Genomic DNA, 16,487 nt, shown 5'->3' with positions numbered 1-16,487 from the left:
TTTCTTTGGCCGGTCAATTCCCGAAAATGTTGTTCAGCAGGTTATTGATGGCCCGATCCAAACCGGTTTGCTTTTTACGACGCTGTTGCTGTGGCTGAGCGGTCCTGACGGGCGGGTCCGGTGCCAACATCGGCAGCGGTGTGGGCGTCATCCCCTCGGTCACGCGGACCATTGTTTCTTTCCATATCTCGGCGGGCAGACCACCTCCGGTAACGCCGGACAGTGGCGTGTTGTCATCATACCCCATCCATACACCAACCACGTAGTCCGCCGTGAAGCCAATAAACCACGCATCCCGAGCGGCCTGCGTTGTACCTGTCTTGCCTGCCACCTGCCAGCCCGGCAGTTTCGCGCGCCCGCCGGTCCCTTCGGACACCACACGCTCCATCATCCAGGTCAGCTGCTTGGCCGCCTTATCGTTGATCACACGCTCGCCGATACCAGTTGTCGTCACCATGACAGGCGTCTCATCGCCCAACAGCTTCAGTTCAGTCAGGCCATAAGGCTCGACTGACGAACCGCCGTTCAGGATACCCGCATAAGCGCCCGTCATCTCGATCAGCGTGCTCTCGGACGCGCCCAGCGCCAGAGCTGGCCCCTCGGCCAGGTCGTTTGCGATGCCAAACCCGGTGGCAACAGTGCGCACGTTTTCAAGCCCCGATATCTCGGCCACCTTCACCGCCGGGATATTCAGCGAGTTCATCAGTGCGTCTGCCAATGTCACCCGGCCATAAAACTTGTTGGTATAGTTCTTGGGACACCATGGTCCCGAACCGGGAATATCGATGCAGTAGGGTTCGTCCACCACCGTATCCAGCGGCGAATAGCCCAGTTCCAGCGCCGTGGCATAGACGAACGGCTTGAACGATGACCCGGTCTGTCGCAGCGCCTGCGTGGCACGGTTGAACGCGCCTGATACGCGGGTCTTACGCCCTCCCACCATGGCACGCACCGCCCCGTCAGCCGACATCACGACAATCGCCGCCTGCGCCTTGGATCCTTCACGCACCTTTTCCTGAAAGATATATTGCAATGCTTCTTCCGCCGACTTCTGCAGCCGCTGATCCAGAGTTGTGCGGATCACCACATCCTCAGTGGTGTTTCGGGTAAAGAACTCGGGTCCGCTGGCCATGACCCAATCGGCGAAATACCCGCCTGCACGCGCAGCCGCTGCCTCGGACAGTTGTGCGGGCCGTGCGCGCGCCTCGCTGGCCTGTGCGGTGGACAGGTACCCCTGATCCTCCATCAAACCAACAACAAGCCGCGCCCGGTCCTGCGATCGTTGCAGGTTATTGGTCGGCGCATAGCGGGTGGGGGCGACCAGCAAGCCCGCCAGCATCGCCGCCTCGGACGGTGAAACCTCGGCCGCTGAAATACCGAAATAACGCTGGCTGGCGGCTTCGAACCCGCGGGCTCCGGCGCCAAGGAAAGCACGATTGAGGTAGATCGTCAGAATCTCGTCCTTGGAGTATTTCACCTCCATCGCCATCGCATAGACGGCCTCTTTTGCCTTGCGCCAAAGCGAGCCTTGTCGGCAATCGGACTCGTATGCGGCCTCTGACTCCCACTCGGCCGGATCATAGGGCACACCCAGACACAGCAACTTGGCCGTCTGCTGCGTGATGGTCGAGCCACCATGACCAGATAACGGCCCCCGCCCCTCGCTAAGGTTGATACGCACGGCACTTGCCACACCACGGGGGCTGACACCAAAATGACGGTAGAACCGTTTATCCTCGGTTGCGATGACCGCGTGTTTCAGATGCGGTGAAACGGTATCTGCTGTGATCACGCCGCCGAATTGGTCGCCGCGCCATGCAAAGACCTTACCCTCGCGGTCCAGCATCGTCACGGAACCCCGCGCGCGTCCGTCCAACAGCGAATCAACATCAGGCAGTGAGGTGTAGACAACACCGATCGCCAACGCGAGCAACAGCGCGCACACGGCCCCCACGCGCCAGGTCACACCCCAGACCATACGCCAGAGCCAACGGAACATGCGGCGGAAAATCCCGCCCCCTTTGCCACCGGATTTCTTACGTGTTTTCTTACGGGTGGACTTTCGGGTGGTTGTCTTGCGTGCGACAGCCTTCTTGCCCGCAGGTTTCGCGGTGCGCTTGGTCGCCTTGGATTTACGACCCTTGGACGGGTATCTTTTGTCCGCAACCAAAGGGGATTTGCGACGCCTGGAATCTGTCATTTCCGAACTCTGCCCGGTTATCGTTTTGAGCCACCATACCTTGCCCGACCAATGAAGTTGAGGTCTGAATTTCAGGTAAATCGCTTCCTTATTGTGCACAATTTTTAGGCGTTTTCGTCATTCTGTGCAAAAATTGTGCACCTCGCCGCAAATTTCCCCAGCGTTTGGCTGCTCTCGGCGTTCCTAAACGCGGCCAGTCAGGCTTTTTTGCTGCGAGTGCAAACAAGCCGGACAGACCGGGAAGCAGAGGGGATCAACGTGAAACTGATCATTGCGACAATCAAGCCGTTCAAGCTGGAGGAGGTGCGCGAGGCACTGACCGAGGCCGGTGTGCGCGGCATGATGGTGACCGAAATCAAGGGCTTCGGCTCGCAGTCCGGTCACACCGAGATTTACCGTGGCGCCGAATACGCCGTGAACTTCGTACCCAAGATCAAGCTGGAAATCGTGGTGCCCGCCACGATGGCCGACCAGATCGTCGAAACCATCACCAAAACCGCCAAGACCGGCAAGATCGGTGACGGCAAGATTTTCGTCCTTGATGTCGAGCAGGCCCTGCGCGTGCGGACCGGGGAAACGAACGAAGAGGCGCTGTAAGGCGCCCCCATCCGTAAAAGGACAGATATCAGATGAAACTAAACCGAATTCTCACCACAGCCGCTGTGCTGGTCGCCTTTCCTGCGGCCGCCTTCGCTAATGACCCGCCTTCGTCGATGGAGGACGTGGGCTATATCTTCACCACTCTGCTGTTCCTGATGGCCGGTTTCCTGGTCTTCTTCATGGCGGCTGGCTTTGCCATGCTGGAAGGCGGTCTGGTGCGGTCCAAGAACGTAGCCATGCAGATGATCAAAAACATCGCGCTGTTTTCGATTGCGGCTATCATGTATTGGCTGGTTGGCTTCAACACGATGTATCCCGGCGACTTTAACGGCTTCTTCTCCCTTGGTGGTCAGACCGTTCTTGATCCGGTTGGCATTGCGTCTGCGGATGCGGCGCTGGATTATGCGTCGATCGGATCGGACTTCTTCTTCCAGCTGGTCTTCGTTGCCGCAACCGCCTCGATCGTATCGGGTGCTGTGGCCGAGCGTATCAAGCTGTGGCCCTTCCTGATCTTCGTCGTTGTTCTGACCGGCATCCTGTACCCGATCTCTGGTTCGTGGCAGTGGGGCGGCGGCTGGCTGTCTGAAGCTGGCTTCTCGGACTTCGCTGGTTCGACCGTTGTACACTCTGTCGGCGGCTGGGCAGCTCTGGCAGGCGTGATCGTTCTGGGCCCGCGTATCGGCAAGTACAAAGACGGTAAAGTCCACCCGATGCCCGGTTCGAACCTGGCGCTGGCAACCCTGGGTACGTTCATCCTGTGGCTGGGTTGGTTCGGCTTCAACGGCGGCTCGCAGCTGGCGATGGGCACCGTGGGTGACGTATCTGACGTGTCACGCATCTTTGCCAACACCAACATGGCCGCTGCATCCGGTGCCGTAACCGCGCTGATCCTGACGCAACTGCTGTACAAAAAGCCTGACCTGACCATGGTGCTGAACGGCGCGCTGGCCGGTCTGGTCTCGATCACGGCTGAACCGCTGGCCCCGACCCTGTTCGGTGCGCTGTGGATTGGCGCTGTGGGCGGTGTCATCGTGGTCTTCGCGGTTCCGCTGCTGGACAAGTTCAAGCTGGACGACGTTGTCGGTGCGATCCCGGTTCACCTGTTCGCCGGTATCTGGGGCACCATCGCCGTGATCTTCTATGGTGAAGCCTCGTTGGGCACTCAGCTGCTGGGCATCGCAGCTTACGGTGTGTTCACCTTTGTCGGCGCGCTGATCCTGTGGGTCATCCTGAAGACCACCCTTGGCATCCGTGTCAGTGAAGAAGACGAGATCAACGGTCTCGACATGGCCGAGCTGGGCATGGAAGCCTACCCGGAATTCTCGAAGGGTTAATATCCCTGAGATACCCAAACCAAAGCCGGGCGTTCGCGCCCGGCTTTTTCTTTGGATCATACAGGCAAAAAAAAGCCGCACCCTAGGGCGCGGCTTTGATATGCGTTTCAGATAGGCTTAAACGCCGACGTCGACAATCGCCTTGGCCAGAATCGGAACCGTGGCCGCATTCAGACCAGCGATATTCAAACGGCTGTCTCCCACCATATAGATCCCGTGATCGTTGCGCAGTTGCTCGACCAATTCAGGTGCTGCACCCAGACGCGAGAACATGCCGCGGTGCTGGGCGATAAAACCAAAGCGGTCTGATCCGGTCAGGCGCTGCAGCTCATCGGCCAGTTGCTGACGCAGGCCCAGCATGGACAGGCGGACCTCTTCCAACTCGGCCGCCCAGTCGGCGCGCAGGGCGTCGTCATTCAGGATTGTGGTCACAACCCGCGCGCCATGGTCGGGCGGGAAGGAATAGTTCTGACGGTTCAGGAAGGCCAGCGTCGACTGGTTCAGCGACGTTTGCGCTGCGTCATCACTGATCGCCATCAGCAAGCCAGTCCGTTCGCGATAAACGCCGAAGTTCTTAGAGCAGGACGCCGCGATCAGGCAACGCTTGACGGATGAGGCTACCAGACGGGTCGCCTGCGCGTCTTCCTCAAGCCCGTCACCAAAGCCCTGATAGGCAATGTCGACCATCGCCACGAGGCCCAGCTCGTTGATAACGTTCACCACCTCTTGCCACTGGACCATGTTCAGGTTGGCCCCGGTCGGGTTGTGGCAGCAGCCATGCAGCAGCACGACGTCGCCTGCTTTGGCGGTTTTCAGATCGGCGATCATACCGTCGAAATCAACGCCACGGGTCTCACCGTCGAAGTACCGATAGGGAACCGTCTCCATCCCCAGATAGTTCAGGATCGACAGATGGTTCGGCCATGTTGGGTTCGACACAAAGACGCGGGCCGAGGGGTTGGCCATGCGGATCATCTCGAACGCCTGACGACAGGCACCGGTGCCGCCGGGGGTCGCCACGGCGGCGATGTTGCCACGCGGCACGGCATCGCCAAGGATCAGGTTAATCATCGCATCGGCATAGGCCGGATCACCAGCCAGACCCGTGTAAGCCTTGCTCTCCTGTTCCTCCAGAATGCGCTTTTCGGCGGCCTTGACGGCGCGCATCACCGGGGTCACGCCTTCGGCATTCTTGTAGACGCCCACACCCAAGTCGATCTTTTGATCGCGCGGGTCTTCGCGGTACATCTGCATCAGCGCCAGGATTTTATCGGCAGGCTGCGGTTTGAGGTTCTCGAACATCAGTTCTCTCCGGTTGCGACGGGCAGGGTCGGGAAGGCACCCCATTCAGCCCAGGATCCGTCATAAAGCGAATGGTCTTTCTTGCCCAAGCGTTCCAGCGCCAGGCTGAGGATCGCGGCGGTCACGCCCGACCCGCAAGTGGTGATCGCGGGTTTTGTCAGGTCAACGCCAGCAGCCTCGAACACGGCGCGGCACTCCTCAGGCGATTTCATCGTGCCGTTTTTGTTCAATAACTCGCCAAAAGGTACGTTGTGCGAACCCGGAATATGGCCCGAGCGCAGCCCCTCACGCGGTTCGGGCGCAGTGCCTGCAAAGCGCGCAGCCGCGCGTGCGTCGATGATTTCGTGGTCATTCAGCTTGGCAGCGGCCGAGACCTGCGTCACATCCCGCACCAGATGGTTCTGCACGCGCACCGTCATGTGGCGGTCACGGATCACGGGGGGCAGGTCCTCGATCTCGCGGCCCTCGGCCTGCCATTTGGGAAAGCCACCGTCCAGCACGGCGACGTTCTCTTGCCCCATCAGACGGAACAGCCACCAGACCCGTGCCGCCGACATCAGCCCGGCACCGTCATAGACCACGACCTGATGGCCGTCGCCCACGCCCATCGCACGCATCCGCGACATGAACTTTTCAACCGGGGGCGCCATATGCGGCAGGTCCGAGCGACGGTCGGAGATTTCATCAATATCAAAGAACCGCGCACCGGGGATATGGGCCGCGTCATATTCGGCCTTGGCATCGCGGTTCTGCGCAGGCAGATACCACGACCCATCCAGAACCCGCAGGTCCGGGTCTTTCATATGGGCCGCAAGCCATTCGGTAGAAACGAGGGTTTTCGGATCGTCCTGCATCAAAGCCTCCCCTAAGCGAGCTTGGGTTTTCCCTATACGCGCAGGGGTGCAGGTTCAAGACTGGATGGGGGCAGCGGGCCGCTTAACCGGCCTGCCCATAGTGGTGCATGTTCAGAAACGCGGCACCCTGCGGTCCAGCACGATAGCCATGCGGCAGATCGGCGGCAAAGCGCAGCCCTTGCCCCGATTGCAGCGGCACCCATTCGCCATCGCGCAGAATCTCTAGCGATCCGTTCAGCACGAACACCTCTTCGGTAACGCCTGCGGCGTGGGCGGCGGATTCGTGGCTCTGATTTGGAGCCAGATCGACATGAAAGGTCTCGGCACCCAGAACAGGATCATAGGGAAAGACGATCTTGACCTCGATGCTGCCGGGGAAAGTCACGGTTCGAAACAGGCTTTGATCCGTTGGGTCACGCAACACCGACGATCCTATCAGCGCGCTGAGCGGCAGTTGGAACCCTTTGGCGATCTTCCAAAGGGTCGCGATGGTTGGGCTGGATTCGCCGCGCTCGATCTGGCCCAGCATGGCTTTGCTGACGCCTGTCATCTCGGCCACCTTGGACAGGCTCAGCCCCGAGGCCGCGCGCACATCGCGGAGTTTCAGCGTAATGTCGTCCGGAGCCATATTGCCATCTTTCGAATCCTCTTGTGCGTTATAGCGCACATGTGGTACGTGCGCTATAACGTACGAACCCCAAGACATGCAACCCGAGGCAACAGGGACACAGCGTCATGCCACTATACCGATCCAGAACCTCCACTCATGGCCGCAACATGGCCGGCGCCCGCGGCCTGTGGCGCGCAACCGGTATGGGGGATGACGATTTCGGCAAGCCTATCATCGCCATCGTCAATTCGTTCACGCAATTTGTGCCGGGTCACGTTCACCTGAAAGACCTTGGCCAGATGGTCGCGCGCGAGGTTGAAAAGGCCGGTGGTGTCGCCAAAGAGTTCAACACGATCGCCGTGGATGACGGCATCGCCATGGGCCATGACGGGATGCTGTATTCGCTGCCCTCGCGCGAGGTGATCGCGGATTCGGTCGAATATATGGTCAATGCACATTGCGCCGATGCGATGGTCTGTATCTCGAACTGTGACAAGATCACGCCGGGTATGCTGATGGCCGCCATGCGCCTGAATATCCCTGCGATCTTTGTCTCAGGCGGGCCGATGGAGGCGGGCAAGATCGACATCGCCGACCTGGACGCCAAAAAGATCGACCTTGTGGACGCCATGGTCGCAGCCGCTGATGACAAATTCACCGATGAACAGGTCCAGCATATCGAGGAAAACGCCTGCCCCACCTGCGGGTCATGCTCGGGCATGTTCACCGCGAACTCGATGAACTGCCTGGCCGAGGCGCTGGGTCTGGCGCTGCCGGGCAACGGGTCCACGCTGGCCACACATTCGGACCGCAAAGAGCTGTTCCTTGAAGCCGGTCGCCGCATCGTCGAGATCACCAAGCGCCACTATGATCTCGACGAAAAAGGCTTCCTGCCCCGCGAAATCGCCACGTTTGATGCGTTCGAAAACGCCATGTCGCTGGATATCGCCATGGGTGGCTCGACCAACACCGTGCTGCACCTGTTGGCCATCGCGCATGAGGGCGGCGTGGATTTCGACATGTCCGACATGGATCGTCTCAGCCGCAAGGTGCCCTGCCTGTGCAAGGTCGCGCCCAATACCGAGAATGTGCATATGGAGGACGTCCACCGCGCCGGTGGCATCTTCTCGATCCTCGGGGAACTCAGCCGCGCTGGTCTGTTCCACGATCACTGTGCAACGGTCCATTCCGGCACAATGGGCGAGGCGATTGCCAACTGGGACATCAAGGTTGCCAATAACCCCAAGGCGCAAGACCTGTTCAAAGCGGCCCCCGGCGGTGTACGCACAACGCAGGCATTCAGCCAGTCCAACCGGTACAAAGAACTGGACACCGACCGCGAGGGCGGCGTGATCCGGTCCAAGGAGCACGCGTTCAGCCAAGATGGCGGTCTGGCCGTTCTGTTCGGCAATATCGCGCGCGACGGCTGTATCGTGAAAACCGCCGGTGTGGACCCGGCCAGCTTGACCTTCACCGGCTCGGCCTATGTCTGCGAAAGCCAGGATCAGGCGGTGAACGACATCCTGACCGGCAAGGTGAAAGAGGGCGACGTGGTCGTCATCCGCTACGAAGGTCCGCGCGGTGGTCCGGGGATGCAGGAAATGCTTTACCCGACCTCATACCTGAAATCCAAAGGTCTGGGCAAAGCCTGCGCCTTGCTGACCGACGGGCGGTTCTCGGGCGGCACCTCGGGTCTGTCGATTGGCCACGTCTCGCCTGAGGCGGCCGAGGGTGGTGTCATCGGCTTGGTACGTCAGGGCGACAAGATCGAGATCGACATCCCCAAACGCTCGATCCATCTGGCAGTCTCGGACGAAGAACTGGCCACCCGCCGCGCCGAGCAGGACGAAAAAGGCTGGGAGCCCGCCGCCCCGCGCAAACGCAAAGTCTCCACGGCGCTGAAAGCCTATGCCAAACTGACCACAAGCGCGGCCAAAGGGGCTGTGCGTCAGGTTTGAGTTAGACGCCGCGCAACAAAAACGGCCTACCAATACGGTGGGCCGTTTTTTCGTGCTGTGCGGACAACGCCGTTAAGTCGGAAGGTGTTTGTATCCGCCTTTGAACCAACCTACTTAGTTTGTTGCAGCGCCAGCGCGATAAAATGCGCTTCTACCACCATTTTTCTTTGATGAAGAACGTCATTCGAGAACTTGTGCTGAGAGTAACAGGCTAAATAGCGCTACAATCGGCCATGAGTTTCCTGAAAGCTTCCACCAAATCATCTACGTTTTCCCCCTGAAGCTGTATCGGCTTGAGAAATGGACGTTGAGATTGGCCCATTGGACAATATTCGACAGTGCTGAGTGAGTGAAAACTTTCGACGTTGTTCTTCAAAAGATATTCCTCATTCGCGGCAATTGCCGCATGTTGGCCCCAGCCAAGTTTTGCGCGCGCCGAGCTTAGAAGTTTATCTTTTTCTTGGTCAATTTCTTCTGCTCTTATCGTCCATTTGCCTATAGGTTCAAGCTCAATGAGGAACCGCCGCTCACCGTTGACCTCTAGAGCATCCTTATCAAAATATGTCGCAGCATGATGCCGCAGATCAACGAAGTAACTATTCGCCTGAATTGTTCTTCCCTGAGAGCACCCTTCGCTGTCGCGCCTGTGGAATCTCACAATGCATTGATCAACAGATGCATCAAGCTCATCATAACGGGAACCTTCATAAGCCCGCTCCAACGCGCTTGAAATTAAGTTGCCGACTTCATCAGATAAGGCAGCCTGTGGAACAAGGAGCAACAGACTTGCTTTGACCGTTGTCGCGAAAAATGTCGTCAAAGGAGGTTTCACATTTTTTCTCCTACTTTGAATGTTTTTTTAAGCTGCATGTTGGGGCAGTATGGGTCAACTTGCAATTTTGGTTGCTGGCACTCAGAGGTTTGACAGCGCACCAAAGCAGTTATCTGTGTTGAGCGCCAAGTAGGGCGCAGTGGGCCCAAAGCAGACACTATCTTGCAAATCCTGCCCTAGGCAGATGCACCTCTGCGCGACGCACCTAGAGCCCCTCAATCCCCCAATTTGGCGTGGACCTCGTCCAGATCAATCGCGCCGGTTGGCATTTTGTTCGCAGGGTTCTCGAAATCGTATTTGAAAAGCTCGAAATCTTGTTTGTAGATTTCGTAGACCAGATGCATCGACAGATCGTCGAAATAATCCTCGACCGGGTGCGCCCGCTTGGGGCCGTGACCTTCGGACTCGTTGAAGCGCGGGATCTGGGACAGGTCCACACCGTGCGGCGTGTCCAGGTGGTTCAGAACATCCTGCATTCCGTCATTGAACGCTTCGGTCCAGAAAATCCGATCATACCGCCCGCCGTTGACGATAAAGGTCGAGACATGACCCGACATGGCCGACCAGTGAATGTCGGGGTCCATCGGCCTGCGCCAGCGAATCGTATCGCGGGCGAATAGCAGGAACCGGCGGAAGCTGGCGATCTGGTCAAACTCGCCCTTACCATCATCCCCGCCGACCTCGATCCCGTAATTATAGATTAGCGTCGGTACCAGATTCCCGCGATACCGTTTTCCGTTCCGCTGAATCCCGCAGATCTTGTCAAAAAACGAACTTAGAATCCGGGTGTATGGATTGCGCACGCATGTGAACGCATAAGACGCATGCGACTGGACATTATCCGAGATCGGCCCCTGACTGCCGTCAAAAGCCCATTTGTGCATCCCATCCTTGGCGTCATGGATGTCACCGTCAAAAAACTGGCCGTGATCCGAATAATACATGATTTGCCCGATGGTCGAGCAGGCGCATTTCGGTACCACACGGTACACCATGCTTTCACTCTCGGTCATCCATGTTCCGGGAAAACCCATCTGCAAGCCTCCTATACGGTTTGCCGCACTCGCATTTCATTGCAAAAAACCAAAAATATTCTGTTTATTCAATCGTTCATCCTCAGTATCACGGGTGGCACCGGGCGAAAATGGGAAACAATGAACCAACATGGCGCGCATTGCCTATATCCTTCTGTGTCATAAAGATTCGGACGCAATCATAGCGCAGGCCGAACAGCTGACTGCGGCCGGTGACTGTATGTCTATACACTTTGATGCCCGCGCCGATGCGGTGGCGTTTCAACGCATACAGGATGTGCTGAAAGACAATCCGAATGTGACCTTTGCCGCCAAGCGGATCAAGTGCGGTTGGGGGGAGTGGTCCCTGGTTCAGGCGACACTGTACGCGTTGCAGGCTGCGGTGCATGCGTTTCCCCGGGCCACGCATTTCTACATGCTGTCCGGCGATTGCATGGCCATCAAGACAGCGGAATACACGCATCGTTTTCTGGCCGAGCGCGACATGGATATCGTGGAAAGCCACGATTTCTTCGAAAGCAACTGGATCAAAACCGGGATGAAGGAAGACCGGCTGATCTATCGCCATTTCTTCAACGAACGCACGCAAAGCTGGCCTTTCTACACTTCATACGAATTGCAGAAACGCTTTGGCCTGACCCGCGAGATTCCAGCGGATATTCAGGTGATGATCGGCAGCCAATGGTGGTGCCTTCGCCGCCGCACGATCGAGATGATACTGGAGTTCCTACGCCAGAGGCCGGACGTGAAACGGTTTTTCTCAACTACCTGGATTCCGGACGAGACGTTTTTTCAAACGCTTGTACGCCATCTTGTGCCAAAAGAAGAAATCGACAACCGCACCCCTACCTTCCTGATGTTCTCGGACTATGGGATGCCCGTGACGTTTTACAACGATCACTATGACATGTTGTTGGGTCAGGATTACCTGTTCGCCCGCAAAATCAGCCCCGAGGCTCACGAGTTGAAGGAACGTTTGGGCCGACTTTATGCAACCAATGGCGTTGATTTCCCGATCTCGAACGAAGGGCGCAACCTCTATAGCTTTCTGACAGGACGTGGCCGTGTTGGGCGCCGACATGGGCAACGCTTCTGGGAAGCCAGCAATACTCTGGGGTCCGAGCGCGAACTGTTCGTGGTCGTGTGCAAAAAGTGGCATGTCGCCAAGCGCCTTGTCGACCAAATCGCCTCGGAAACGGATATTCCTTGCGTCGAATACCTGTTCAACGAAGATGATACCCAATTACCCGATTTGGGCGGTATAGAAACAACAGTGTTGAAACGGTCGCGCCACCGGCGTGCCGTCGTGCGGATGCTGTTTGAAAGCTTTGAAAGTGATGCCCTGGTCTTGTGCGTCGATCCGGCCAACCTGGACATCATCAAGGATTTCTGCGCCGATCAAGCCAAAACCCATGTGTTAGAGATAGACTGTCAGTATTCTGACGACTACCTGATCGGTCATGCCCGACGTGTCGGATTGGCCGGGGCGGACAGTCCTGCGGACACTGTTGCGCCATTAGTGCCAACGCTGCGCAATGCGTTAGCCTATGAATCTGAATTGATCAGAAACGCCGCACTTGATGAATACACACGCTTGAGTGAGACAAATTCACGGGCCGAGAACGAGACTGCGGTTGCCCGGTTTCTGCGTGTATCGAAAGAAAAGGCGCAAGCGATCATGCAACTGGATTACCTTTTCGCGGATTGATCCGGCGGCGCTGTTGTGCGCCGCCGGGCTGTTTGTTCAGATGTCGAACTTCACGCCCTGTGCCAGAGGCAATTCAGCCGAGTAATTCACCGTATTGGTCTGCCGCCGCATATAGGCTTTCCACGCGTCCGATCCGCTTTCACGCCCGCCGCCGGTCTCTTTCTCGCCGCCAAAGGCTCCGCCGATCTCGGCCCCAGACGGCCCGATATTGACGTTGGCGATTCCGCAATCCGATCCGGCTGCAGTCAGGAACTGTTCAGCCTCGCGCATGTTCAGGGTGAATACGCAAGACGACAGGCCTTGTGGCACGTCGTTCTGAATCTCGATGGCCTCGTCGAACTCATCATAGCCCATCACATAGAGGATCGGCGCAAAGGTCTCGGTCTTTACGGTGGCTGTCTGGCCGGGCATCTCGACAATGGCGGGTTGCATATAGACGCCATCCGGCACGCCCTCGGTGACGCGCTGGCCGCCGAACACGGTGCCCCCTTGGGCCTCAGCAGCCTTCAACGCGGCGGTCATGGCCGAGCCCGAGGCCTCATCGACCAGCGGGCCAATCAGAGTGCCCTCGGTCAGCGGGTTGCCGATGGGCAGACCAGCATAGGCTTTCTTCAGGCGACCCACCAGTTCCTCACGGATCGAGTTATGTACGATCAGGCGGCGCAGCGTGGTGCAGCGTTGACCGGCAGTTCCCACGGCTGAGAAGACAATTGCGCGCACCGCCATTTCCAGATCGGCCGAGGGGCCGACGATCATCGCGTTATTGCCACCCAGCTCCAGAATGCACTTGCCGAACCGCTGTGCCACCACAGGGGCAACCGCGCGGCCCATGCGGGTGGACCCCGTAGCCGAGATCACCGGCACATTCTCACTGGCCACCAGTGCCTCGCCCAGCTCAGCGCCGCCGATCAGCGTTTGCAGCAGATGGTCGGGCGCATCGCCAAACCGGGCCAGCGCGCGTTCAAAGATCTTCTGGCAGGCCATCGCGGTCAGAGGCGTCTTTTCCGACGGTTTCCAGATCACCGTATCGCCGCAGACCAGCGCAATCGCCGCGTTCCACGACCACACCGCAACCGGGAAGTTGAAGGCCGAGATCACACCGACCGGCCCCGCCGGGTGCCATGTCTCCATCATCCGGTGGCCGGGGCGCTCGGACGCAATCGTCAGACCGTATAGTTGCCGCGACAGGCCCACGGCAAAGTCGCAGATGTCGATCATCTCTTGCACTTCGCCCAAACCTTCGGAGGTGATCTTGCCCGCCTCCCAACTGACCAGCGCGCCCAGATCGTCCTTGGCGGCGCGCAGTTCTTCGCCCAGCAGGCGGATCAATTCGCCCCGGCGCGGGGCGGGCACGGTGCGCCAGGCTTTGAATGCAGTTTTGGCATTGGCAAAAACCGTCTCCATGTCGCCCGCCGGGGTTTCATGCACCTCGGCCAGCAGGCTGCCGTCGATGGGCGAATGCACGGCCAGCGAGCCGCCGGTCAGCTCAGCCGCTGTCAGGTCCAGATTGGCGAGGGTTGTTTGCGCAGTCATCACGATGTCTTTCATATCTCAGGCCGCCTTGTGTTGTTGGGTTGCATCGCCAGCGCGGTACAGCTGGCCAAATTCGGTGTTTAGGAAATCGGACAGGACCACTTGTTCCTGCCGGACAAAGCCCTGCCCCGGCAACGCGCCGGTGCGCATCAGATCGACCACACCCAGAACACCGGCGGCGGTGGTGACTTGAATGGCACTCCAAGTCTGGCCGTTGATGGTGCGGGCATAGCTTTTGTTGATCAGGGATTTCTCGCGCAGTGCCCCGTCGATCTGGCCTTTGGCAGTGCAATAAACCAGCACCACATCCTGATCCGTACGCGGAAGGGCGGTCTCGAAAATGTCCTTGAGCAGATCGCGCCGACGTTCCAGCCTCAGATCATTCAGCAACAGTTTCAGGATATCGCAATGTCCGGGATACCGGATCGAGCGATAGGACACCGCCCGCGCCTTGCCGTCCAGCGTTTCGGGCAGCGTACCTAAACCACCCGAGGTGTTGAAACACTCATACTCCACCCCGTCATGGCCGATCCGCTCGTAATCCTCCAGCGGGGCGGTCTTGACCCGTGCGCCGTTCACGATCGCATCGCAAGGGTTGCAGTATTCGTTAATCAGCCCATCGGTGGACCATGACAGGTTGTATTTCAGCGCGTTGGTCGGGAACAGAGGCAACGCCCCTACCCGCATATGCAGGCTGTCCAGCGTATCGAACTCGGCCGCCAGCGCCGCCCCGGCGATGCCGACAAAACCCGGCGCCAGACCACATTGCGGCATGAAAGCGGTTTCGCTGCCTTCGGCCAGATCACGCACGGCATTGGTGGCGGCGACATCCTCGGTCAGGTCAAAGTAATGCGCACCGGCATCCTTGGCCGCCTTGGCAATCTGCGGCGTCAGAAAGAAAGGCGCGGCCGAGATCACCGCGTCGAACCCATCCAACCCCTTGGTCAGTTGCACCGCATCGGCGACGTCAATCTGCCGTGTGGAAATACCTTGCCGGTTCAATACCGACAACGCGGCCAGATCGCGGTCGGCCACTGTGACCGAGTAGTTGGATGATGATTTCAGCAGGGCAGCGATCATCTGACCGATCTTGCCTGCTCCGATGACACAAATATTCCAGCTCAAAACGCGCCTCCTCTTTCGTTTTGGGAAAGTATGAAGGCACGGCTGTTCGGTCCGCAGGGGCATTCTTGACGAAAATATCGATTATTTCGTCACTTTGACGGTACTTCCGTCATTTATCCGACTTGCGCCATCCGTGAAGCGATTGCCGCTGCAGGCGGTGCGGCGCTACGCACCCCCATCTGTTTCAGCGCATGATCCGCCGCCGCCACAACAGCGCGCATGACCTCGGCATCCATGCGGCCAATGCAGCCGATGCGGAAACTGTCCACCTCGGTCAGTTTGCCGGGATAGATGATAAAGCCTTGTTCCTTCATCAGATCATAGAACCGCGTAAATTCGAAACGCGGATCGGCAGGGCAAAAGAATGTCACGATGATGGGCGACAACCACGCATCCGGCAGCAGGGTTTCAAACCCCAGCGCGCGCATCCCCGCGACCATCACATCGCGGTTCTCTGCGTAACGCGCGCCGCGCCCGGCCACGCCACCCTCGGCCGCGTGTTCGTTCAATGCTTGCAGAAAGGCGGCAACCACATGAGTCGGTGGGGTAAAGCGCCACTGACCGGTTTTCTCCATCGCGTCCCATTGCGCGTACAGGTCCAGACTGAGCGAGGGGCAATTCCCCTTGGCCGAGGCCAGCGCCGTTTTGCGGGCCAACACAAAACCAAAACCCGGTACGCCTTCGATACATTTATTGGCCGAGGAAACCATCGCCTCGAACGTATATTCGCTGGGGGACAGCGGGATCGCACCAAAAGCCGACATACTGTCGATCAACAGCTTGCGGCCCGCCGCTTCGGTGGCCTGTGAAATCTCGTGCAGAGGGTTCAGGATACCTGAGCTGGTCTCGCAATGGATTGCAACCACATGGGTGATCGCCGGATCATCAGCCAGAATTTGTGCCACTTCGCCCCCACGCGGCGGCAGATAGTCGCCCTTGTCCAACACAACACAAGCCCGCCCGGCATAGTCCAGCGTCTGCGCCGCCCGTTTGCCATAGGCCCCGTTGGCCAGCACCAGCGCCTTGCCATCTTGCGGGATGAATGAGGTCAGCATCGCCTCGACCGCGAAACTGCCCGAGCCCTGCATCGGAACGCAATCATATGCATCGTGCCCGTCGCCCAGCAGGCTCAGCAGCCGCGCGCGCAGTTCGGCTGTCATGGCGCGGAAGTCGCTATCCCAGCTACCCCAGTCGCGCAGCATCGCTTGTTTCACGGTATATGACGTCGTCAGAGGACCCGGTGTCAGCAAGTAAGGCTCACCAAGTTGCGGGAGGGGCAAGGAAGTCATCGGGCACGGCCTTTTTTTGAAAAGCGGTTTGGCCCGGTCACTGTATTGAGAATTACTTCCTTAGGATATGCATCATAGCTTTTTTGTATGACATGCCCGCTGTCAGAA

At 58.4% G+C, this 16,487-nt stretch carries 13 protein-coding genes; 4 read left to right on the top strand and 9 right to left on the bottom strand.

Annotated features, from left to right (window positions below; all coding sequences use genetic code 11):
* Window positions 1-13 precede the first annotated feature (13 nt).
* Complete coding sequence (locus ACR3EG_RS20450) at window positions 14-2,200, bottom strand: transglycosylase domain-containing protein (protein ID WP_480497909.1); 2,187 nt, start codon at window positions 2,198-2,200, stop codon at window positions 14-16.
* Between the two features lie 258 nt (window positions 2,201-2,458).
* On the opposite strand from ACR3EG_RS20450, the gene ACR3EG_RS20445 reads away from it, so the two are divergent.
* Both ACR3EG_RS20445 and ACR3EG_RS20440 read left to right on the top strand, forming a co-directional pair.
* Window positions 2,459-2,797, top strand: a complete 339-nt coding sequence (locus ACR3EG_RS20445; RefSeq protein WP_058273036.1) for a P-II family nitrogen regulator — start codon at window positions 2,459-2,461, stop codon at window positions 2,795-2,797.
* Between the two features lie 32 nt (window positions 2,798-2,829).
* The gene (locus tag ACR3EG_RS20440) at window positions 2,830-4,134 is read left to right on the top strand and encodes an ammonium transporter (RefSeq protein WP_480497911.1); all 1,305 of its coding nucleotides are present in this window, start codon (window positions 2,830-2,832) and stop codon (window positions 4,132-4,134) included.
* Between the two features lie 117 nt (window positions 4,135-4,251).
* On the opposite strand, the gene ACR3EG_RS20435 is transcribed toward ACR3EG_RS20440, so the two are convergent.
* From ACR3EG_RS20435 to ACR3EG_RS20425, 3 genes are all read right to left on the bottom strand, one after another.
* Complete coding sequence (locus ACR3EG_RS20435) at window positions 4,252-5,436, bottom strand: amino acid aminotransferase (protein WP_480497913.1); 1,185 nt, start codon at window positions 5,434-5,436, stop codon at window positions 4,252-4,254.
* On the bottom strand, window positions 5,436-6,290 hold the full coding sequence (sseA, locus tag ACR3EG_RS20430) for a 3-mercaptopyruvate sulfurtransferase (protein ID WP_480497915.1): 855 nt from the start codon (window positions 6,288-6,290) through the stop codon (window positions 5,436-5,438). Before sseA ends, ACR3EG_RS20435 begins: the two co-directional genes overlap by 1 nt.
* Before the next feature lie 82 nt (window positions 6,291-6,372).
* Window positions 6,373-6,918 carry a helix-turn-helix domain-containing protein gene (locus tag ACR3EG_RS20425; protein WP_480497995.1) on the bottom strand — a complete coding sequence of 182 codons (546 nt, stop codon included), beginning with the start codon at window positions 6,916-6,918 and terminating at the stop codon, window positions 6,373-6,375.
* A gap of 107 nt (window positions 6,919-7,025) precedes the next feature.
* Here ACR3EG_RS20425 and ilvD point away from each other — a divergent pair, with 107 nt between their 5' ends.
* A complete protein-coding gene (gene ilvD, locus ACR3EG_RS20420) occupies window positions 7,026-8,858 on the top strand; it encodes a dihydroxy-acid dehydratase (protein WP_480497917.1) in 1,833 nt (610 codons plus the stop codon).
* A gap of 211 nt (window positions 8,859-9,069) precedes the next feature.
* On the opposite strand, the gene ACR3EG_RS20415 is transcribed toward ilvD, so the two are convergent.
* Together ACR3EG_RS20415 and ACR3EG_RS20410 are read right to left on the bottom strand one after the other, a co-directional pair.
* Complete coding sequence (locus ACR3EG_RS20415) at window positions 9,070-9,690, bottom strand: hypothetical protein (RefSeq protein WP_480497919.1); 621 nt, start codon at window positions 9,688-9,690, stop codon at window positions 9,070-9,072.
* A gap of 215 nt (window positions 9,691-9,905) precedes the next feature.
* Entirely contained in the window at window positions 9,906-10,724 is an 819-nt protein-coding gene (locus ACR3EG_RS20410; protein WP_480497921.1) for a sulfotransferase family protein, read from the bottom strand.
* Window positions 10,725-10,854: 130 nt separating this feature from the next.
* On the opposite strand from ACR3EG_RS20410, the gene ACR3EG_RS20405 reads away from it, so the two are divergent.
* Window positions 10,855-12,432: a DUF5928 domain-containing protein gene (locus ACR3EG_RS20405; RefSeq protein WP_480497922.1), complete on the top strand. Its 1,578-nt coding sequence runs from the start codon at window positions 10,855-10,857 to the stop codon at window positions 12,430-12,432.
* A gap of 36 nt (window positions 12,433-12,468) precedes the next feature.
* Here the strand turns inward: ACR3EG_RS20405 and amaB are convergent, their stop codons facing one another.
* The 3 genes from amaB to ACR3EG_RS20390 form a co-directional block, all read right to left on the bottom strand.
* Entirely contained in the window at window positions 12,469-13,965 is a 1,497-nt protein-coding gene (gene amaB, locus ACR3EG_RS20400) for an L-piperidine-6-carboxylate dehydrogenase (RefSeq protein ID WP_480497924.1), read from the bottom strand.
* An 18-nt stretch (window positions 13,966-13,983) separates the two neighbouring features.
* Window positions 13,984-15,090 carry a saccharopine dehydrogenase family protein gene (locus ACR3EG_RS20395; RefSeq protein WP_480497927.1) on the bottom strand — a complete coding sequence of 369 codons (1,107 nt, stop codon included), beginning with the start codon at window positions 15,088-15,090 and terminating at the stop codon, window positions 13,984-13,986.
* A 113-nt stretch (window positions 15,091-15,203) separates the two neighbouring features.
* Window positions 15,204-16,379, bottom strand: a complete 1,176-nt coding sequence (locus tag ACR3EG_RS20390) for a 2-aminoethylphosphonate--pyruvate transaminase (RefSeq protein ID WP_480497929.1) — start codon at window positions 16,377-16,379, stop codon at window positions 15,204-15,206.
* Window positions 16,380-16,487 lie beyond the last annotated feature (108 nt).

This window comes from Ruegeria sp. AM7 (assembly GCF_056535965.1).
Note: the sequence above shows the minus strand (reverse complement) of the source record. Positions and strands in the feature narration are given on the sequence as shown.